Source organism: Bradyrhizobium sp. MI1.11 (genome assembly GCF_055811255.1).
Genome location: NZ_JBVVPM010000043.1, coordinates 47,048 through 66,038 on the forward strand (window position 1 = coordinate 47,048; position 18,991 = coordinate 66,038).

The 18,991-nt window shown below is 58.9% G+C and carries 19 protein-coding genes; 9 read left to right on the forward strand and 10 right to left on the reverse strand.

What is annotated here, in order from left to right; all coding sequences use genetic code 11:
• Window positions 1-178 precede the first annotated feature (178 nt).
• The 3 genes from AC0L30_RS31420 to AC0L30_RS31430 all read right to left on the reverse strand — a co-directional run bounded on the left by AC0L30_RS31420 (window position 179) and on the right by AC0L30_RS31430 (window position 2,366).
• A complete protein-coding gene (locus AC0L30_RS31420; RefSeq protein ID WP_473405996.1) occupies window positions 179-1,306 on the reverse strand; it encodes a YihY/virulence factor BrkB family protein in 1,128 nt (375 codons plus the stop codon).
• A 403-nt stretch (window positions 1,307-1,709) separates the two neighbouring features.
• On the reverse strand, window positions 1,710-2,132 hold the full coding sequence (locus AC0L30_RS31425) for a hypothetical protein (protein ID WP_473405997.1): 423 nt from the start codon (window positions 2,130-2,132) through the stop codon (window positions 1,710-1,712).
• A gap of 12 nt (window positions 2,133-2,144) precedes the next feature.
• Window positions 2,145-2,366 (reverse strand): hypothetical protein, encoded by a 222-nt coding sequence (locus AC0L30_RS31430; protein WP_473405998.1) that lies wholly within the window; start codon window positions 2,364-2,366, stop codon window positions 2,145-2,147.
• A 648-nt stretch (window positions 2,367-3,014) separates the two neighbouring features.
• Here AC0L30_RS31430 and AC0L30_RS31435 point away from each other — a divergent pair.
• Window positions 3,015-3,260 (forward strand): DUF6894 family protein, encoded by a 246-nt coding sequence (locus AC0L30_RS31435; protein ID WP_473405999.1) that lies wholly within the window; start codon window positions 3,015-3,017, stop codon window positions 3,258-3,260.
• Window positions 3,261-4,583: 1,323 nt separating this feature from the next.
• Here the strand turns inward: AC0L30_RS31435 and AC0L30_RS31440 are convergent.
• The gene (locus AC0L30_RS31440) at window positions 4,584-4,805 is read right to left on the reverse strand and encodes a hypothetical protein (protein ID WP_473406000.1); all 222 of its coding nucleotides are present in this window, start codon (window positions 4,803-4,805) and stop codon (window positions 4,584-4,586) included.
• 74 nt (window positions 4,806-4,879) lie between these two features.
• On the opposite strand from AC0L30_RS31440, the gene AC0L30_RS31445 reads away from it, so the two are divergent.
• Together AC0L30_RS31445 and AC0L30_RS31450 are read left to right on the forward strand one after the other, a co-directional pair.
• Entirely contained in the window at window positions 4,880-5,200 is a 321-nt protein-coding gene (locus tag AC0L30_RS31445) for a hypothetical protein (RefSeq protein ID WP_473406001.1), read from the forward strand.
• Window positions 5,201-5,240: 40 nt separating this feature from the next.
• Window positions 5,241-5,414 carry an RNA-binding protein gene (locus AC0L30_RS31450; protein ID WP_473406002.1) on the forward strand — a complete coding sequence of 58 codons (174 nt, stop codon included), beginning with the start codon at window positions 5,241-5,243 and terminating at the stop codon, window positions 5,412-5,414.
• 539 nt (window positions 5,415-5,953) lie between these two features.
• On the opposite strand, the gene AC0L30_RS31455 is transcribed toward AC0L30_RS31450, so the two are convergent.
• Entirely contained in the window at window positions 5,954-6,790 is an 837-nt protein-coding gene (locus AC0L30_RS31455; RefSeq protein WP_473406016.1) for a diguanylate cyclase domain-containing protein, read from the reverse strand.
• Window positions 6,715-7,530, reverse strand: a complete 816-nt coding sequence (locus AC0L30_RS31460; RefSeq protein WP_473406003.1) for a Crp/Fnr family transcriptional regulator — start codon at window positions 7,528-7,530, stop codon at window positions 6,715-6,717. The genes AC0L30_RS31455 and AC0L30_RS31460 overlap by 76 nt, the downstream gene beginning before the upstream one ends.
• A gap of 485 nt (window positions 7,531-8,015) precedes the next feature.
• Here AC0L30_RS31460 and AC0L30_RS31465 point away from each other — a divergent pair, with 485 nt between their 5' ends.
• The 3 genes from AC0L30_RS31465 (at window position 8,016) to AC0L30_RS31475 (ending at window position 10,597) form a co-directional block, all read left to right on the forward strand.
• Entirely contained in the window at window positions 8,016-8,498 is a 483-nt protein-coding gene (locus tag AC0L30_RS31465) for an adenylate/guanylate cyclase domain-containing protein (RefSeq protein WP_473406004.1), read from the forward strand.
• A complete protein-coding gene (locus AC0L30_RS31470; protein ID WP_473406005.1) occupies window positions 8,492-9,790 on the forward strand; it encodes a tetratricopeptide repeat protein in 1,299 nt (432 codons plus the stop codon). Before AC0L30_RS31465 ends, AC0L30_RS31470 begins: the two co-directional genes overlap by 7 nt.
• A 276-nt stretch (window positions 9,791-10,066) precedes the next feature.
• Window positions 10,067-10,597, forward strand: a complete 531-nt coding sequence (locus tag AC0L30_RS31475) for a DUF2380 domain-containing protein (RefSeq protein WP_473406006.1) — start codon at window positions 10,067-10,069, stop codon at window positions 10,595-10,597.
• Window positions 10,598-10,751: 154 nt separating this feature from the next.
• Here AC0L30_RS31475 and AC0L30_RS31480 read toward each other — a convergent pair whose 3' ends face one another.
• The gene (locus tag AC0L30_RS31480; RefSeq protein WP_473406007.1) at window positions 10,752-10,991 is read right to left on the reverse strand and encodes a DUF1127 domain-containing protein; all 240 of its coding nucleotides are present in this window, start codon (window positions 10,989-10,991) and stop codon (window positions 10,752-10,754) included.
• Window positions 10,992-11,137: 146 nt separating this feature from the next.
• Here AC0L30_RS31480 and AC0L30_RS31485 point away from each other — a divergent pair, with 146 nt between their 5' ends.
• Window positions 11,138-12,688 (forward strand): winged helix-turn-helix domain-containing tetratricopeptide repeat protein, encoded by a 1,551-nt coding sequence (locus tag AC0L30_RS31485; protein WP_473406008.1) that lies wholly within the window; start codon window positions 11,138-11,140, stop codon window positions 12,686-12,688.
• Between the two features lie 242 nt (window positions 12,689-12,930).
• Here the strand turns inward: AC0L30_RS31485 and AC0L30_RS31490 are convergent, their stop codons facing one another.
• A complete protein-coding gene (locus tag AC0L30_RS31490; RefSeq protein WP_473406017.1) occupies window positions 12,931-13,260 on the reverse strand; it encodes a GcrA family cell cycle regulator in 330 nt (109 codons plus the stop codon).
• A gap of 1,616 nt (window positions 13,261-14,876) precedes the next feature.
• Between AC0L30_RS31490 and AC0L30_RS31495 the strand changes: the two genes are divergently transcribed.
• A complete protein-coding gene (locus tag AC0L30_RS31495) occupies window positions 14,877-15,116 on the forward strand; it encodes a hypothetical protein (RefSeq protein WP_085350490.1) in 240 nt (79 codons plus the stop codon).
• Window positions 15,117-17,635: 2,519 nt separating this feature from the next.
• Here AC0L30_RS31495 and AC0L30_RS31500 read toward each other — a convergent pair.
• The gene (locus tag AC0L30_RS31500) at window positions 17,636-17,923 is read right to left on the reverse strand and encodes a hypothetical protein (RefSeq protein ID WP_473406009.1); all 288 of its coding nucleotides are present in this window, start codon (window positions 17,921-17,923) and stop codon (window positions 17,636-17,638) included.
• A gap of 261 nt (window positions 17,924-18,184) precedes the next feature.
• Between AC0L30_RS31500 and AC0L30_RS31505 the strand changes: the two genes are divergently transcribed.
• A complete protein-coding gene (locus AC0L30_RS31505) occupies window positions 18,185-18,445 on the forward strand; it encodes a hypothetical protein (RefSeq protein ID WP_473406010.1) in 261 nt (86 codons plus the stop codon).
• Between the two features lie 9 nt (window positions 18,446-18,454).
• Here AC0L30_RS31505 and istB read toward each other — a convergent pair.
• Window positions 18,455-18,991 (reverse strand): IS21-like element helper ATPase IstB (gene istB, locus AC0L30_RS31510; RefSeq protein WP_473406011.1); only part of this gene is annotated, 537 nt, incomplete at its 5' end.

The window sequence follows — 18,991 nt, forward strand, 5'->3', positions numbered from 1 at the left end:
CAGTCACGTAGATGACGGCTATTCCGGGATGTCTCTCCCGCGCTCTTACGGGCGACCTCCCAGCCGCTCATTCGATTTCTGCCAAGGTTGATGTCGGTCACCAGCACGCAATGGCCTGGGCCGCAGTCGAAAGCGGCCAAGCCCTCCTCGCCCGAGGCGGACGCGGCCGTAGCTGTTTTCATCCCTGTGCAGAGCCTACTGTGTCGGCCATCCGCGCTCCTCTGGCGCCGAGGGGCTTCGAGGCGCCGGTCGTGGTGTCGCGAGCGGTCTGATGTTCCATCTCCGCATTAATCTCGGCGCCCAAAAGGACCACGATGGCGGAGATCCACAGCCAGGTCATGAAACCGATCACGGCGCCGAGTGAGCCGTAGGTTTCATTGAACTTGCCGAAGTTCGAGGCGTACCAAGAGAACGCGGCAGAAACGCCAATCCAAAGGAGGGCGGCAATTGCGCTGCCCCAGGTGATCCATCGCCAGCGCGCCGTCTCACGGCTCGGCCCATATCTATAGATGATCGCCAGAGCGAGCGTCAGGATGAGGAACATCGCCGGCCATCGTCCTATGCGAAGCATCAAGTCGCCGGCGCTGGACAAGCCGACATAGCTGAGAATAACGGGAACTGCGACAATGGATGCAAGCGCCGCGATGACGAACACAATGCCGCCAAGGGTAAAGAACAGTGAGACGGCATTGAGCTTGAAAAAGCCCCGCTTCTCATCCTCGCCGTGGACGATGTTCAATGTGTCGAACAGCGACTTCATGGCGGCGTTCGCGCTCCACAGCGATGTGCCCAAGCCGATCAGAAAGGTAATCCCCAGCGTCTGAGAACCTTTGGAAGAAACTCTCGTGAGTTGCTCGCGTGCAACGTCAATCGCCCCACCAGGCAAAAGCGCGCCTAGCTGATCCAGGTGCCGCGTTATCGTGGTTGGGTCCGAGAACAGGCCGTACACCGCGACCAACGCGGCGATGGCGGGAAAGATAGCCAGGATGCTGTAGTAGGTCATCCCCGCGGCAAGCGCGAGAATGCGGTGCTTGGAGATGTTTGCGTAAACCCGCAGGAGGATATCCTTCCAGCCACGAGGCGGTATTTCCGAAGGTGTGGTTGCCTCACGACCCCTTCCTTGTTCATTAGCCTCTGCTTTTTGGACGACGGTCGACGGGACGATCGAAGGACTTTGCACTTCTGCGCGCCCCGGCAAAAGGTAGTCTGCTATCAGCGCGACCCCGATCAAAGCCAATGTCGACCCTAGTGAGACGCTTGCGAGCTGCGGCTTCGAACGCTCGTCTAGCTTTCCGCGGGAGGCCATGTGTTGTCCTCGAATCTGAGAGATCCAATAACCGAGCTACATTTGGGAACGTTCCTGCGCAACGTGCGGCGATTCGCGACAGCATCATTCGCCGAGAGGCTTATTAAGCTTGGTCGAAATGCCAGCGCCTGCTGCACCATCCCACGTGCTCGAATTGGCGGCTGGTCCTCTTCAGTCTCCAGAGCGATAGACGGCGCGTTGGCGCGTCTCCACTACACTGCAGCGCACCTTCCGAAGTATCGGACTAACTACGGAGCGTGGTGGACAGGAAATTGTTCCGACGGGTGTGGACGGCGAGGCCGGCTGTTTCAGGGGCGTGCCCCGCAATAACATGGAAGGACGTTTGACGGGCGCTGCGGTACTTCTGGGCAGCTGTCCCTCGCAGGCGAGCCGCTTTGGCAGCTTACCGAAGCGGCCGGGAGCGGCTGAAGAGGAAGCCGCTGGGGGTGAACTTTCGGGCTACTGCAAGCGCGGTGCTCTCACAGCTTTCGAGAGCGATCTTCTGAGCCAGCATGACGTCGCCGATCGGCACATTGCCTCGGGGCAGGAAACACAGGCCCACCGTCGGCCGACCATTCGCGTCAATCTCGCAGACGTTCGTCGAGGCGCCGGTGTAGATCCTGTAACGATTGCCGGTCTCGCCCCCGACTACGTCGAAATAGCCCTTATGGGCGTACTGCGCCTGTTGCGCCGGCGAGAGCCAGCGTCGCAGGAGCTGCAGAGAGCGCCCCTCCGGGGTCTTCTCGGCGCCGTGTCTAATGAAGAGGGCCTTTGCGGCTCTCGTTCGCGAGCGGTTACCCGCCGTGACAGCGAAAAGCGCAAACACGACACCGACCGACTAGCCGCCGATCAGCCGGGGAAAGAACACCGTTTCTTCCGCCGCCGGATCGAAGACTCGCAGTCGTGAGATCTGACCTGGACCGGTCCTAACGGCGGCAGTGAAGCCACCATTCGTCAATTCCCGGAACCGTTGCTCTGCGTCTTTCAGTGCTCGCGCGTCGCTCGAGTCAAAAGAATGACGGCTATCACCGGTATGGTCCATTACGATTTGAACAGCCATGATGCCTCCTCGGGATGCAATGGCCAAGGAACGTCGACAGAGTATCCGGCTGAAAGCGCCGACTTTCAAGAGACGAAATGAGTCCGGAAGTCGCCGGTCGTCCACTGACGGCGATCGCCCTGAGACTTGCGCAATTCCGACGGTTTGCGCCGATCGCCCTCACCTCTAGGCACTATGCTGCGTTCCTCATTCGAGGGCCAAAAAGTGGCGTCGCCCGCCGAGTTGGCCGTCGAACACGGCTCTTCGAGCAGGTTGTTTGGACCTCGCGGTCAAACCATTGCCTCCGACCTCCGGGATGCGAGCTTAATGAAGAGAAGGTCCGGATACTCATGGTTGCGGTGGTCGGCTGGCTTAGCTGGACCTCGATTGAGCAACCACGTCGCCGTCCGATGAGGAAGCGAAAGCAGCCACGCACGGTGCCTTCTAGCTTTGAGAACCATCTGCGGTGCAGGTAATACCGAGCGATCCAAGCTGGTCGAATGTTGCACTGCAAGAATCGCCGACGTGCTCGAAGCAACTTCTCGGGCATCCCAGTGCCGAGGTTGCGTCGTTGCCGAAGAAAATCGCTTTCCTTTCACATGCGATAATTCGCGCGTGGCAAGGTTTAGCTAAGCTCAGCGAGGGGCTGCACGATCAGCAGGGTCTTCCATGCCCTACTACGACTTTGACCTTCTCACCGATTCGGTATGTCAGCATCAGGGTGGTATGATCCTAGAAGATCTCCAGGGAGCGGCGGAGCAAGCGCAACGTCTCGCGGCAGAGTTGATGTTCGTGCGACCAGAACTGAGTGATCGAGACTCTATAGTTCGGGTTCGGGACGAAAGAAATGCTGAGGTCTGTCGCACCGCTCTCGATCAACGTTCGGTGCAAAAAACGCCGTGCCCTACAAAATGATCAGATGTAGCGGGCGCCGATCATGGCATATCTTCGCTGTCACTAAGGGCTACGGCGTCGCCCCCCTCAGAACGTAAGACCATTGGGCTTGGGGCGGGGGGGGTTATGGGGGGCGCGCGGAGCCCAGTGCCCCGTGATTTTGGGGAATTATAAAGGCCCGGGGCGGCGGAGCGTTTGCAGACCAAGGCAAAACGCGTGGTGGCGTAACCATACACGAAACAAAACCGCGTGCCCTTGTCGGCTCGCTCGATCCACCAGTCAATCTTGTTGGCTTGTGCAATACGGGATGCTTCGGCACGAAGCTGATCCAGTTGCCTGCCGTAGGCTCGTACAGTCAAACAATTCGCCTTGACCATGAAAATACCTCAGAGGAAATCAAATCGATCGACACTACCTATTGTTACTCAACGTTTGTCGTTGCGGTGGATTAGGCGCCAGCGAACGGTTGGTTGCCGCTTGTGGTAACGGAGTGGACAACCGAGGTCCTGATGGACCCGCATCGCATTAGCACGCCTGTTCTCGCACCCCTGCGCCTGTTATCTCACTTCCAGAACCTCTCCAGCAATGGGGCACTTCGGTTTTCCTGCTTTTTGGCCTAAGTTGATGGCAAACACACACAACCGAAAGTGTTGGGTTGGCATGCTCGCCGCATGCGGCTTAACCGGCGGTAAACAGTTATCGAGGTATAAAATGGGCTCGCGGATTGGTGACGAGTACCGCGCGATACGCATGGGCATTGAGACCCCGCCGGCGAACGAAGCGCCGGCGGGTTTTCATATATTCACCGCGCATTTAGTCCTCAAGCTAAGTCGCTAATCAGTCGAGCCGTGACGGCGCCAATTTGGCACGATCCACACCTAAGGGGTTTGCGGCCCTGCGACCTCGGGGCGGAAGCAGACGCGCGGTTAGCGGTTCGAACGTAAGCTCACAGGTTGCTGGCGTCGGATCAGGCGCGGACCACGCAAATGGCGGGCGAGCCGAAGCGACTGCGACGAAAAAGTGCCGCCGCCACTCGCGCGAAGAGCTCGTCGACTCTGCCGTCGAGATTGCGGCAGGAGCGGCGGCGATCGTCTGTGCTCAATTCCACGGAGCCCGTACCACCACGATCCGTCACCTTGCAGGATCCGACGCACGATGTGTGGGTGGCAGGGCAGAAGACCGATAGGGCGGCCCGTTGATCGCGCGTCGGGTTCGCACGCTGGCTTTCTGTGGTCAGGCCTCACCTCGTCGGGAGAAGATGGATGCTGGCGGCGTCGTGTGTGAGGTACCGCGCGGCCGTGGAGTCAAGAAGAGTGCCTGCTGTCTTGGTTTAAATTTTGCGTGCTACTTCGGCTTCTTGCGCCGTTGTTTTTTCAGTATGGCTTGTTCTTTCCCCCAGTCACTCGGTGCGATGCCCTGCCTCTCAAATTTTGCAAACTGCACCGCCGCTAAACCCAATTTTTTCGCTCTCGGTCTAACCGGCTTGCCGCTTGACGGGCCAAACCATGATGCATTCTTTGGGCCAACGAGTGTTCCGCCCCCGTTGTAGTGGCCTTTACGGCTCATATTTGCACTCCCTTGCAAAGCTTACCGCTAAGCATAGGTTATCCTATGGAACGAAGCAAAGCAGGGGAGAGGATATGGGCCGCGGCAGCTTCAACGGTGGCGGGGCTATGTGGACGGGACGGGATTTCGGCTCGGTCTATGAAGGGAACCCGGTTCCGACTTGGCGGTCGAAATATAGCAAAGAATTCAGCAATCTAAAGTTCGCAAAGAATCTACCTGGCATTCTCGCACATCGCCGGATGGAGCTACAGGATCTGGCTAAACGGGATCAATCGTTCGCAGTGGAATTAGAGCTTGTTGAATTCCTGTTATCCGATCTCGATGCCAACTTTTTGGAGGCAAAGCGGTATGTGCTTGGTCCGCAAGATGGAGAGGGCGATGCCCCGAGTCCCTAAGGGCGAGAAGCGCCTCGCGGACGCCATCGGCAACGCCGTCATGATCGCCAAGATCGCCGCGGGCGAGATCGAGGACATCACCACCGAAGACGGCAAGAATGCCGCCGCCGTCGCTCTGGGGCGCATGGGCGGCAAAGCGCGAGCAGAAGGCATGACGGCCAAAAAACGGAAAGAGATAGCGAGGAAAGCGGCCAAAGCGCGCTGGGATCGTTAATCACTGGATGATCGTTATTGTCGGCTCGGGGTTCCCGCACCGTCTGGATTGCCGGGATGTCCTTGCTGATGCTGTGAAGCTCTGTTGTCTATACCCTCGAGCCCCGCTAAACGCAGCATGCCCCCCCACATGACCAGTGGCGCACGGGTGGTAAGTCGCGGGAGCATACGATGCGCATGACCCCCAGAAACATTGCCATGCAGCCGAAGAGATGCATCAGCATACCGGATGGCTCGGTTGGCACCAGCGCGCTCGAAAGTGACGGAAATTGAGCGCGCACCGAGATAAAAGACTCACGAGCGCCGTCCAGATGAGGGGCACGCCGACTTGCCGCCGCCAGTACGCACCTGCGCTAGATGAGAGGAAGAACTCCTTCAAAGGCAGTCCCTCCACGAAACCTCGATCAAAAGCTTGGTCCCGCCATCGGATCCGCCTTTCCCCAAGTGCAAGCCGCCGCCACGCTCCGTCGATCGCCATCAGGCTCGCCGGAATAGCCCGCTCGAACGCAATCCGTTGCGCTCCTCGCTTGCCTGGCGCCCTTATCGAGCGCCCTCCAGATCGGCCAGTGAGGGCGCCAGCGACTGCATCTCCAGGCCCGAGGATACAAGCGAGGAGCTTGCGACCGAGCAGTCCCGGCCCTGTTCTTTTGCGTGGTACAAGGCGATGTCAGCGTCACGGGTGAGCGCCAACTCATCGGTGGTGGCGTCTCTCTTTTCGGCGACGCCCACGCTTATCGTTACGTACTTTCGTTGCGAGCCCGGATGGTGGATCTGCAAACGAGCGACCAGCATCCGAATCGCGGCGGCCACCTTCACCGCCCTTTCTTCGTTCACGCCGGGCAGGATCACCGCGAACTCCTCGCCGCCATACCGCGCCGACAATCCTCCCGTCTTGGCGGTTGCGCTTCCGATCACCTCGGCAATGCGCTGGAGGCAACCGTCCCCGGCCTGGTGGCCCAGGGCGTCATTGAAGCCCTTGAACTCGTCGATGTCGATCAGCAGCACCGACAGGATGGCATGTTGGGCGTAGGCCTCCCTCAGGAAGGCATCGAAGCTGCGCCGGTTCGCGAGCCTCGTCAGACCATCAGTCGTCGCGAGCTGCGCCAGTTTCAGGTTGGCCGACGACAGCTCGTCCTCCAGGCGCTTCTGCTTCGTGATGTCGCGAAGAGTCCCGACGATCTCCAGTTCGCCGCCGAATGACTGCTCGGCCAGCTTGAAATGAGCCTCCAGCCAGGCGATGGCTCCATCGCCCCGCCGAGTGCGGAACCGGACAGAGCTTGAGGCGATCGCGTGCTTCAGCTCTAGGCTCGCGGCAATGACCTGGCTGGTGTCTGCCGCGCGGCCTTTCCTTGTGCGATAATTCCTTCCAGCCGCGATATGTTCTCAAGCAAACGCTGGCTGGTCAGCACAAGACAGTAATAGCCGAATTGTGGATTCTGAAAAAAAATCTCGAGCAGCTTTTCATAAGTAATGGTCATCACTTGCCCGTCTTCGATGCATTCGACGGTAGCGGTTCTCCGCTGATTGGGAGTAAGGAAGCCGAGTTCGCCCATGAGACGTCCCGGCGGAAGCTCGACGCTGATTTCCTTGACCAAAAACGTTCCCGTGACCGTCAGAAACATTTCGGAAGCTGCATCATTCTTCTTGAACAATTTGTCTCCCCGGCGATATCTGCGCTCAGTCATGAACGGTTTGAGCAATTCCAGTGAGGTATCTCCTTCCGTCGCAATACGCGCTCTTTTGATCAGATTGAGTATTTGGCGGAGGCGGATTGCATTGATCGGCAGTAATAGCAGATAGAGGATGAAGGCCCCGACATTTCCCGAGAGCGCGCCGTAGGCAACGAAGAACATACAGCCGAGCATGCTCGCAACGCGCAGTGGCACGATTGTATGCATCAGCAAGGTAGCGACAAGAAAGATGGCCCCAACCAGGGCGAGCATATTGGCAAGCGTGATGTTGGCCAGCACAATTTCCAGCAGTCGGTCCAGTAGTGTGTCGTAGGTGATGTTGTTCGGATCAAGACCCATCTGAACCAGAATCTTTGCGATCCTGAGATTGTCCGCCGCTGTCTCAAGAAAGCGGTCTGATATCGAAGCTGCACTGTTGGATCCCATCGGATCAGATCATCCTCCGCGCAAGCGGTCGGCATTCGTCCGGTATCCCGGATACTAATAATCAAAGTCGGATAGAAGCTCCCTGAAAATAGCGGTCGGAAATCTCATCAAGAAATGTATTGCTGCGGACGATCGAAAAGTGTGTCGCCCGTGGGACTTTTACTCACCTTAGCGCCGGCCCTAGGACGCACCGTGTGAAACTGTTCACTATCGGTCTTGTAAATCTTACAAAGGTTCATCGGATCGGGTGCTCGACAAGGTCAGCATGGCTGCATTTTTCGCGTAAGGCTTGTTGCGTTTGGTCCGCAGTTGGCACTTAGCCGGAGGTCGATTGAGCGTGGTGTCATGTCGGCGTCAGGGGCAAACGCGGCGCCGATCCAACTTGGCGTCTGCCGCAGCTTTTGACCCAATTCGGACGTTGAGCCTAGCCGAAGAAGGTCCCGCATGCTTTGATCTGCGCAGCTGAACTCGTCTGAGGTCCCTGCGTGACAAAGGAGCACCTGCAGCGTCGACTTGCGGCTATTCTGGCGGCGGACGTCGCCGGATATAGTCGGTTAATGGGTGCAGATGAGGAAGGCACGCTGACCCAGCTCAAGTCGCTCAGGAACAACCTTATTGATCCAACTATCACCGCCCATCGCGGACGGATAGTAAAGACCACGGGCGATGGCATGTTGGTCGAATTCGCAAGCGTGGTCGACGCCGCGAGGGGTGCCGCTGAGGTTCAGCGAGCCATGGCGGCGCAAAACATCAGTGTGCCGCAACACAAGCGGATCGAATTTCGTATCGGCATTCACGTTGGCGACATCATCATCGACGAGAACGATATTTTCGGCGACGGCGTCAATATCGCGGCCCGTCTCGAGGGGATTGCCGAACCGGGGGGCATCTGCGTCTCAGATGACGCGCAACGCCAAATTCGCGGCAAAGCCGGGCTGGCGTTCGACGAAATGGGTCTGCAGTGCTGAAGAACATTGCCGAGCCGATGCTCGCCTGGCGGCTCCTGATCGACGACAACCTTCCGTCGAGATCCAAGCACGTTGAGACCCCGCTAAGGCCTGACCTGCCCGATAAACCCTCCATCGCTGTGTTGCCGTTCCAAAATATGTCTGGGGATCCAGAACAGGAATATTTTGCCGATGGCATCGTCGAGGAAATTATTACCGCACTCTCCCGCTTCAAGTCGCTATTCGTGATCGCCCGCAACTCGAGCTTCACCTACAAGGGCAAAGCTGTCGATATCAAACAGGTGGGGCGTGAACTTGGGGTCCGTTACGTCGTTGAGGGTAGTGTGCGCAAGGGGGCGGGGACGCTTCGCATCACAGGCCAGTTGATCGATGCGACAACGGGTGCACACCTCTGGGCCGATCGTTTCGAGGGTAGACTAGACGACGTCTTCGCTCTGCAGGACATGATCACCGAAGGCGTAGTCTCCGCCATTGAGCCCACCGTACAGAAGGCCGAAATCGAGTTAGCGGCGCGGCGTCGACCAGCCAACCTCAGTGCGTACGACCTCTGCCTGCGCGCGCAGCCACATTTTCACTCAATGACCCATGAAGGGCTCGCCGAAGCGCTCGGGTTGAGCGAACGCGCATTGGAGATCGACCCCAGCTATGGGTTTGCCGCCCATCTGGCGGGTAGCTGCCACGCGCTCAGAATAGCGCAGGGTTGGGCTAGTGACTTGAACCGAGAGATGGGAGAGACGACACGGCTCTTTTCGTTGGCGCTCAGCATCGACGACGATGATCCCGACTTCCTAGCCAGCGTCGGTTTTGTGACCTCTTATCTGACAGAGGACTTTCCCACTGCGGCGGAAATGGTGGATCGTGCGGTCGCTCTCAATCAGAATTCGGCTCTTGCATGGAATATGCGAGGGTATGCCTACCTGTTTGGGGGAAAGGCCGCGGAGGCAGTTCGAAGTTTTGAAAGGACGATTCGTTTGAACCCGCTCGACCCCATGCTTTTCCTGGCGCTTGCGCCGATGGGAATTGCGTTGATCGAGCTTCGGCGCTTCGACGAGGCGGTTGCGGTTGCGAGGAAAGCCGCTCGTCAGAACCAGACCTACGCGACGACCTATCGCTGCCTTGCATCGGCCTTGGCTCATCTGGAACGTGAGGCCGAAGTGAAGGAGGCGGTTGCGCGCCTGTTGGCGATCGAGCCGAATTTTCGAGTTTCGGAATGGTTGAAGCGTGGCGCCCAGTGGCACCGGCATAACCGTTTAACGATCGAGGGGATCCGCAAGGCGGGACTGCCGGAATGACTAAGTCGGGGTTGCTACCATCTTTTGGAGCAAAGCAAGTCGCTTTTGGGGCCCTAAGCTGAAGAGCGCCTCAGCCACCGTGATGTCCGCTGTCGCTGGTAAACCGGTCGCATAGCTGAAGTTGCCTCGACGGCCGCTTCTGACCACCTACTGCAGACATTACGCTGCGCTGCCATGGGCGGCCGCGTAGCGTTACCAACGATTAATCTCTTCGACAGGAGACGGAAAGAATCGATCTTCTAAGATGGGTTTAGCCGAGGAGATCGAGTCATCGCGATGCGCCACAGCTCAATCCTGCACGCTGTTACCGCAGCCGGTCTGTTCCTGGGAACCAGCCTCATCGCAGATGCATCCGCCGAGACCGCCAGCCACGCTTTAGCTATCTCCGTCGACGATTTCAAGTATAGAGACACGTCGAACGAGCCCACCGATCAGACGGCCGTACATGAAAAGCGATTGCGGGCCTTCATGACCGCGCTGCGGGACGATGTCACGGCGGACCACCGTTTTGAACTTGTGCCGTCCTCTTGCGCTTCAAATTGCCCGATCGATGGACCGATGTTGCGCGATCGGCTGCGCGCTGCGTCACAGGCAGGCGCGCAGATCCTGATCATCGGCGGCTTCCATAAGATGAGCACGCTGGTGCAGTTTGCGCAGACTGTTGCTATCGATACAAAATCCCAGCGCGTCGTGTTTAGGAAATACTTCCAGTTCCGCGGCGACAATGACGAGGCATGGCAGCGGGCGGAGCGTTTTGTATCGGAGGACGTGCGCGACCGGCTGCTTGAAAGCAGATCGCAGCAATAGACTACGCGCGACGCATGTGCATGGCACAGCGAGTCCGGTTTTCGCCCATAAGGCGATGCGAGCTATCGACGGTAGCCTTTGACCCATATCCGAAGCGCCACAACGCCTCTGATAGTGACCATTCCGACCCTCCACCGCTGCCAGATATCGACATTCATTCGCCGGATAGGACGCCTCGCGGATCGCAACCTGGATGCGAAGCGAGGTAGTCGATTTCGCAGCGCATAATACCTATATCCATTAGCTCCCTGTCACTTAGGTCGCACAAGTTGGCCACTAATCTTCGGCGTTTGCGCCACTCCTGAAATGCATTCCAATATGTTTCGAGAGGACTGTAGACCTGCCGCCTTGCGGTTACCGGCCCCAGCTCGGTGGTCTCGTGGATCGTGCTCATTAGGATGTGTCCTGTCCGGACTGGTTCACTAGGCAGAAGTTGCCGCAAGATGCGCCGGCGCGCTTAACTGGTGGCTTACATTTTTCTAACCGGCGGCTTACTGTTCATGCGCTAGTACAGAGGCGACCCCGCGAAGGAATGGCAGCTTGCGCTATCTTTTCGAGGAATACGCATTGGACACCGACCGGCGCGAGCTGCATCGGGGGACCGATGCGGTGTCGATCACACCGCAGGTTTTTGACCTGCTCGAATATCTGATCCGCAACGGGGAGCGGGTTGTCAGCAAGGACGACCTCATAAAAGCCATTTGGAATGGGCGCAGCGTATCTGACGCGGCGCTGACAACCCGCCTGAATGCCGCCCGGGATGCAATCGGCGATTCCGGCGAGGAACAACGCTTCATCAAAACACTACCGCGCAAGGGCTTCCGCTTCGTCGGACAGGTGCGGGAGGCGCGAAAGGTCGCAGGTGTAAACCCTGGCAATGCGCCCGAGAGCGTTCCCGCACTTCCCGATAAGCCCTCCATCGCCGTGCTGCCGTTCGCGAACATGTCTGGCGATCCCGAGCAGGAGTACTTCGCGGACGGGATGGTTGAGGAGATCACGACCGCGCTTTCACGGTTCAAAGGGCTGTTCGTGATCGCCCGCAATTCGAGTTTCACTTTTAAGGGCAAAGCGGTCGACATCAAGGAAGTCGGACGGAGGCTGGGCGTGCGCTATGTCCTCGAGGGGGAGGTGCGCAAGGCATCGGGGAAAGTTCGCATCACGGGCCGGTTGATTGAAGCAGCTACGGGCACGCACATCTGGGCGGACAGGTTCGAGCGCGACATGACGGACATTTTTGCGCTGCAGGACGACGTCATGCTCGCCATTGTCTCGGCTATTCAGCCAAAGTTGTTTCAAACAGAGGTTGCTCTGGCGACGCAGCGCCGACCGGAGAACCTCACCGCATATGATTTCTATCTCCGAGCCCTGCAACAGTATTACCTGACGACTCGTGAAGGGGTGGCCGAGGCGATCAGGCTGGCTCATCGCGCTTTGGAGCTGGATTCTCAGTTCGGCTTGGTCGCAGCTTTGGCAGGTGTCGGCCACACGCGAAACGTCCTTTTGGGCTATGCTGCCGATCCTCAATTCGACCGAAAGGAAGCAATTCGGCTGCTTCGCTTGGCATTGAGCCTCGACGATAGTGATGCAGACACGTTAGCATGGGCTTCCTTTATCTCGGCATACATGGTCGGCGATTGCGAAAGTAGTGTCGAATTGGCTGATCGGGCGGTCTCGCTCAATCCAAACTCACATCGAGCATGGGGCGGCAGAGGCTGGGTCTATATAGCTGCGGGGCTGCCGGAGGAAGCAGTCAGGAGCTTTGAACGTGCCATTCGCATGAGCCCGGTAAATCCGCAGCTATATTTGCCGTTTGGTGGGATGGGATTGGCCTTTATTGAGCTTGGTCGGTTTGACGAGGCCATCGTCGCAGGGAAGAAAGCCCTGCGACAGAACCCCTCCTTTTCAATAGCTCATCGCTGTCTCGCGTCCGCTTACGCCCATGTCGGACTTGATGCTGAGGCCCGTGAGGCGGCGGCGCATCTGCTTGAGTTCGATCCCGCCTTTACAATATCCGCGTGGATCGCTCGGGGTGGGCAATCAAACGCGAAGCTGATGACGGAGGGCCTTCGGAAAGCCGGGTTGTCCGAATGAGCCCGCGCTGGCTCACACCGACGGGTGATCGGATGATGCGGTTACTTCCGGAATTGGCCCGTTTGAGACCCTGCGATGGGCGCCGAAGATATCTGCTCATCGAGGCTAACCGGTAGTCATCGCGGGAGGACTAAACCGACGCGATTGACCCGAATGAGACGAACTTGGAAGGTGCACGACTGCCGAACCGTCGAGCCGAGCCGGATACTGAGCGCAGCGCAACGGCATTCGCGGTGACCTCTTTAGCCGGTATTTTTGACCGCCTCAGCCAGTATCTCGTAAAGCTGCTGCTTGCTGAATTGCTTGGGCTGCTGCCTCTCCGCCGCGTTCCGCGACACCTTCTTTGCGACTGGACCGGCGCAAGCTGCCGACGACGTCGCCCTCAGCTTCGGGGTCGGCCTTATCTTAGGCGTTGCCGTGGGCAGCTTGTGACCGCGCTTCAGGCCTTGACGGGTCAGCATGCCGCAGACCGCTTCACGACTGCATCCGAGCCGGCGCGCTATCTGCGCAGCGCTATGTCCTGCGGACCAGAGGCTGATGAGGAGCCCTATGTCTTTCGCATCCCAGCCCAGGGGATATTATAGCACCCGCGGCCGAACACGCGTCATCTAGACTTCGTCCGGCTCGCGTACGGCCGCCGGTCGTCGAACTTGATCTCGGAGAATCGGCGCGGGAATGGTCGTCTATGCAGACGTGGACGAAATCCCAGCCAGCCCCGCGTCTCTTGTTCGGACCACTCGCGAGAAGAGCCGGGTCGCTGAGCCGGAACAGGTCAACCGAACGTAAAGCCCTGCATCGCCGCGGAATGGCGCTCACCACCGGACAGTTCGGCTGCGCCTTCGCGCGGCGCCTGATGCACTCCGCAGAATTAACTTCCAACAGCAACATACGATTCACATATGTGGATGCTGGAACAACGTCGGCGGATTTCAGTCTCCGTTGCATCATTTTCCCGATTGGTCCGCCGACGGGCCATGATCCAAGCATGTTAGAAGGCTTGGTTGGGGGGTTACACGACATGCGTGAACATCCCGGTCTAGCGGTTGACGCCACTGTGCGGCTGCATGAGCGTCAAGAACGGCTTACGTCTCAATTGTCCGAACTGGAATGTCTTCGGGCCCGCGTGCGCGAAGCGGAGCGGCGCGTATTGATCACCGTCGAAACCGCTCCGCCCGGTTCGCGAGCGCCATCGCGGCATACGCCTTTTCCAGTTTCCGCAGCTCGTTGCTCTGTTTGAAGTTCTGGCACGGCAACTTTAGCCGCCCCTCGCTTCGTCCGAGGCTCTGGCAGAGGCCGCTGAGTCTTTGCGACGGTGCGGCGTTTGGAACGCTTCGCCGATTACCGAGTGTTCCCGGCACGCGTCCCCAAAGTGCGTAATGCAGTCGGGCCCCAGCTCCCCCAATCCCTTGGAGCTGAGCCATTCTTGTTTGGCGCTTCCGATCGACAGTGGCGAGACTGCCCCCGCGTTGGTCGCGGGCGCTTCCGACGAACCCGTTCTCTGAGGATCAGCGGCACGCAGCCATGTCGGCTGCTGGGCCCCATCTCGGACATCCTGAGCGGCGCCGATGATGTCCGGAGCTCAATCTGCAGCCGGGACACCGAAGGCCGCTGTGACACCCGCTCTAGACGTCAGCTGCTTCAGGACCGCCTTCCCCTTGAGAGCGCAGCAGCGCCGCGCCGCATAGCAGGGCAACTGGTCGCCCGCGCTCAGCAGCGCGCGAGTTCAATACGCCATTGCTAGAAAATATGTGCGAAGGGGGAGGCGGATATGTCAGTTCGCCGAGATTTGCATCCAGCCATACGCCGTTCCTATGGCGTTACCAGCGCCGCCCTCATCGGAAACGCGCCACGCTGCCACGCCGAAACATAGCGTTAGCATCAAGTTGGTCAGCAATAGCAGGACTGAGAAAAAGTGGCTCACAGGCGCCCCCGGAACAGAACGTCCCTCCAGTCCGGAGACAGGTGGATGATTCGAAAAATGCAGCTGTGCTGACCTGGTTGCAGTTTGTAAAAATTGCTAGATCAACAGCTTCGAACGGGGAGCGCAGCCATCGAGCGGTTCGTGCGGAGCCGGGGACTTCGCGCCGCGCTGATCGTAGCTAAGAGGCACGGCAGGAGTTATGATCTTTCCTTCTCGCTCCGGTCATTCGCTTCAAGGAGTCTGGCAGTGATCAAAATCTTACAAGGAATGCTCCTCGCGACCTCGGTTCTCACTGCTGCTAGTCCGGCGCACGCAGCGGGTGGCTGCGGCGAGGGCTGTCACAGGACAAGCGGTGGCGCATGTGTCGTTGACGGCTGGGGCACGGGAGCCAAGGTTCGGAACGAATGCCCGGCGACCTCTCGCCCCCGTCCACCCTGCGGCGGCGGGGATTTCATCTGGGACCGCACCAAACAGGCGTGCTTTCAAAATAACCGCAGCTGGTTCTGATCTTAGTGCGTTGCCCCAGCGCCGGTGCGAACGAGTTCAGACAGGAGCAGCTTGGCCGTCATTTCTGGCGGCACCCCTCCCACGTGGGTTGCCTTACTTCCAAGCGCCGACTGCAGGTACACGATGGAGTTCTGGACGAAATATGTCCCGTGATGCGCAACACCGTCGATTGTGACCGTTAGGGTCCGAACTACAGCAGGCCTTCCCATGTGAAGCCTCGCTCATGGCTGTCCTTCAAAGCTCACCCACTTAGTGCATGATTCGGGCTGGCGTAAAAAATCAAGCCAGCGTGTCGCTCTTCGAGGCGTTACCCGCGGCAGGTCCGGCGCACCGTGGCAGTCCTGCGGTGGCTAGAGAACTGATATGAGGGGCCGCCAGTGGCGGGCTCTTTCGCCCTTCACTGGCGGGCCTAGCACTCATCCGCAATTGGATCGGCTGCCGGGAGCATTGGGGCTGGAAAGCCAGCCGTGCCATGTTCGCTCTAATGTGACAAGGCGCCACCGGTAGTCGTACGGAGTCCATTTTCGGAACGGGGTGTTCTACTGTCGGAACACCGGCGAGATTTGAGTACCAAGCTATTTGCAGTTGCCCGGGATGGCCGCAGTGGGGCTGGAACCACGCTGCGGCCTTTCCCTGAGTGAAGCCCAATTCTTTGTTGAGCCGTATCTGGCGGCGCAAATGTTTGTCTGCGGGGGGATTAGTGAGCATCCAAAGCATAGTGGCTACAATATTGGAGCGCGAGCTGGCGGCGCGTGGCGTGCACTCGTTGAGGCATTCCGACTGCATGGAGATCGTTGAAAATCTACTCGTTCGCTTGAAGGAGCTGGACCAGGAATTGGCCGCACGAAACATCGGGCAAAGCTAGACACTTCCCCCATCGAACGCGTGAGTGGAGCGGCTGGCGGTAACCCGGCCTCAACGGGTAGCGCGGTACGATTGACCATGGCGGACTGGTAACGAGTACCGCGGTACGCATGGGCATTGAGACAGGCCCGCCGGCCCCGAGGTAGGCGGGCTTTTCATTTGAGCGAAAGCCGTCCGTTGTATCCGGTGGATGCATCTTGACGCCAGTTAATGCAAAGGCTGTACTGGCCATATTCTACCGCGTTAGCGACCTCGCAGTTTTTGTGTGTGATTATTTTAGGGGCGTTCCATGCGTAATTTTGCTCGCGCAGATGTCCTGCGCCGCCAGTACCTGGATGCACTCATCTGTGAACTTTCCCAACTCGAAGCCCTTCGCAACCGCGTGCTCGAAGCTGAGCAAAGAAGGATTGGCACGCCGCACCGACGGCGGAGAGGATCAGTCAGAAGAACAGCTAAGGTTCGCGGGCGCCTCTAACCTTCCGTGCTCCACAGACGACTAGTTGCCAGCTTCCCCCTTGTAGGCGAGCTATAGACAATTCGTGAGTCCGGGGGATTCATGGAACGAAAGTCGTTTGAGAGCATGTCGGCTGAAGAGCTGCGGCGACTCCACACGCTCGTCAATGACGTTCTTGCCGTGAGGCTCGTGGCCAAGGAAGAGCTGGAGCGACGCCTCGGGTTTCTCAACCGAGACGACAACACTCCTCGCAATGGGCATTGAGAGAGAGGCTTGCCGCAGCAAAGGTGTGGGAGGACCCGCGGGTTGGCGGAGCTGGCGGGGCCCTCAACCACAAGCACAAGGACGCGTATGTCCCCCACGGCCCCGTTCCGTCGGGTAGCCTGCGTCAATCGCGTTAATGGCGAGTTGCGGTGCGCTGGTTCCCGCTGGCGGGCCTTTCCGTTAGGAGAGGCAAGCGACTATGGCGAGAACCACGTCAGCGCCCAGATCACCGGAATACGCCGTGAAGATAAATCCGGCACCAACAACAAGCGCAAATGCTTTGAGCGTGATCATGTTCAGATCCCCTCGGTAGTAGGAGGAGGGTAGACCCCGACCATTTCCGGAGTGCTTCGCGCAACGCGGCAAACGGTTTCGTTCACCAAGGCGTTATCCGGAAGCTGCTGGCGACATCTCGTAAAGGCCGCAGCAGGGGACACTGCTGCGGCCCGTGCGTGGTCAAATGAAGCCGGGTTAAAAGGATCAAGTGGAATATGCAGCCAGCCGCGGTGAGATGATCGTAATCCAGCGTTTCAGGCTTGCAATATGCCGCTTCCACAATGGGCAGAAGGCTTAACATGCATCATGCGCCGGCTCCGCGATCCCACGAGGGTCGGGAACGATCGGCAATCGGGGCGCATTCGTCTCCAGCTCCGGGCGATGTCTCGGAGCGGACGCGTAGAACTTCCGGCCTCAGGAATCATCCTCTGGGGCGGCTTTTTGCAGCATTGCCTTGGCGCCAGTTTGATTTAGCCGTCGCGTATGCCATTGGCATATGAAAGTTGGCGGTCCGAAGCCGATTTTACCTCCATGGAAAACGGCCGGGACATCGTGGCAACCCAACGAAAGCCTGATGCTCTTTCCACGGCAAAGCACCGTGTAATCGCCGGCGTCAAGGAGCGTCACCGCCTTGCTGCCGTCTGGCAGCACAATCGGCCCGTCAAACTCGCGGGACCAACTCTGTCGTGGGCAGCAAATCCTCGCCCGGCGTCAGCAACCGCACATAGGTGCCGCTCTCATGCAGCTCCAGCCAGCCCTTCTCGACAGCGCACCTGATGCCGGCGCCGAACTCCGCGCCGCTTGCCTTGAGCGTGTAGAGAAATGGGTAGTTGATCTTCTCGATATGGATTCTGCCGTCCTGTACTGCCTTGGTGCCCGAAGCCAGCTGAACGAGCTGACGCGCGGCGACTTCCGGATCGGCAAAAGGGCGTTCGGTGACGTGCTTCATCGCTGGAATCAAACCTCAAGGGCCCATGCTTGGCCTGACTTTCCCGCGACTGTCATGCCAGTTGGGGACGATATGCACAGATCCTGCGGAGCGCGTCGAGCCGCAAGTCAACCAGGCGATTGCAGCGGCCATTGATCTTGGAATTGCAGGATAGCATTCACGCCGCGCCTGCTGAAGGGGCGGCCACAGTGGGCGCTGCAGACGTAGGAACGCTGGAGCGATCTCGGGTTTGTCGGCTTGCCTAGCCCAAGAGGATTCCGCATGATCAATCGAGATCGGAATTACCGTGACAACCCCATAGCCTGGGTGGTCATCGCAATTGTCGTGATCGCCGCGGTCGCCGCTGTGTTCTACAGCACCGGCAATCACACCATCGCGTCCAACGTGCCCGCAACCACAACCAGCTCAGCGTGCGGATTCCGGGGATTGCGGCCAGGGATTCCGATTGAACGCGACCATGCTTCCGATCGAAGGCGGCCACCTGTTCCGACGAAGGCGGCCGGAGTGTCGTTGCCGGCATGAGGAGTTGGGTCAGGTTTTCTTGGCTGCGTCAAGATTGGCGCGCTGCGCAGTGATCTTTCGCATGCTGTCTCCCTTGAGTGTGAGGCGGTGAGCATTGTGGACGAGCCGATCCAGGACGGCGTCGGCGATGGTCGGGTCGGCGATGACCTCATGCCAATTTTCGATCGGCACCTGGCTGGTGATGATGGTCGATCCGCGCTGGTGTCGATCGTCGACGACTTCGAGGAGATCGCGACGCTGCTCGCCGGTAAGCGGTGCGAGGCCCCAATCATCGAGGATGAGCAAATCGACCCTCGATAGTGTCTTGAGGAGCCGCGCATAGCGTCCGTCCCCGCGGGCGAGCGCAAGAGCTTCGAACAGCCTTGGCAGGCGATGATATAAGACGGATCGATTATCGCGGCATGCCTTGTGGCCGAGTGCGCAGGCGATCCAGCTCTTGCCGACGCCGGTCGGCCCGGTGATGAGCAAATTTTGCTTGCGGCTGATCCAATCGCCATCGACGAGCTTGGCAAAGAAGGCGCGGTCGATGCCGCGCGGAGCGCGCAG

What these genes read in the sequence shown, in the direction of transcription:
- AC0L30_RS31505 (WP_473406010.1), top strand. Translation starts at nt 18,185, where the DNA reads ATGATCAATCGAGATCGGAATTACCGTGACAACCCCATAGCCTGGGTG.
- AC0L30_RS31500 (WP_473406009.1), bottom strand. Translation starts at nt 17,923, where the DNA reads ATGAAGCACGTCACCGAACGCCCTTTTGCCGATCCGGAAGTCGCCGCG.
- AC0L30_RS31450 (WP_473406002.1), top strand. Translation starts at nt 5,241, where the DNA reads ATGATCGCCAAGATCGCCGCGGGCGAGATCGAGGACATCACCACCGAA.
- AC0L30_RS31475 (WP_473406006.1), top strand. Translation starts at nt 10,067, where the DNA reads ATGCGCCACAGCTCAATCCTGCACGCTGTTACCGCAGCCGGTCTGTTC.
- AC0L30_RS31460 (WP_473406003.1), bottom strand. Translation starts at nt 7,530, where the DNA reads ATGGGATCCAACAGTGCAGCTTCGATATCAGACCGCTTTCTTGAGACA.
- AC0L30_RS31420 (WP_473405996.1), bottom strand. Translation starts at nt 1,306, where the DNA reads ATGGCCTCCCGCGGAAAGCTAGACGAGCGTTCGAAGCCGCAGCTCGCA.
- AC0L30_RS31445 (WP_473406001.1), top strand. Translation starts at nt 4,880, where the DNA reads ATGGGCCGCGGCAGCTTCAACGGTGGCGGGGCTATGTGGACGGGACGG.
- AC0L30_RS31495 (WP_085350490.1), top strand. Translation starts at nt 14,877, where the DNA reads ATGCTCCTCGCGACCTCGGTTCTCACTGCTGCTAGTCCGGCGCACGCA.
- AC0L30_RS31430 (WP_473405998.1), bottom strand. Translation starts at nt 2,366, where the DNA reads ATGGCTGTTCAAATCGTAATGGACCATACCGGTGATAGCCGTCATTCT.
- AC0L30_RS31435 (WP_473405999.1), top strand. Translation starts at nt 3,015, where the DNA reads ATGCCCTACTACGACTTTGACCTTCTCACCGATTCGGTATGTCAGCAT.
- AC0L30_RS31480 (WP_473406007.1), bottom strand. Translation starts at nt 10,991, where the DNA reads ATGAGCACGATCCACGAGACCACCGAGCTGGGGCCGGTAACCGCAAGG.
- AC0L30_RS31440 (WP_473406000.1), bottom strand. Translation starts at nt 4,805, where the DNA reads ATGAGCCGTAAAGGCCACTACAACGGGGGCGGAACACTCGTTGGCCCA.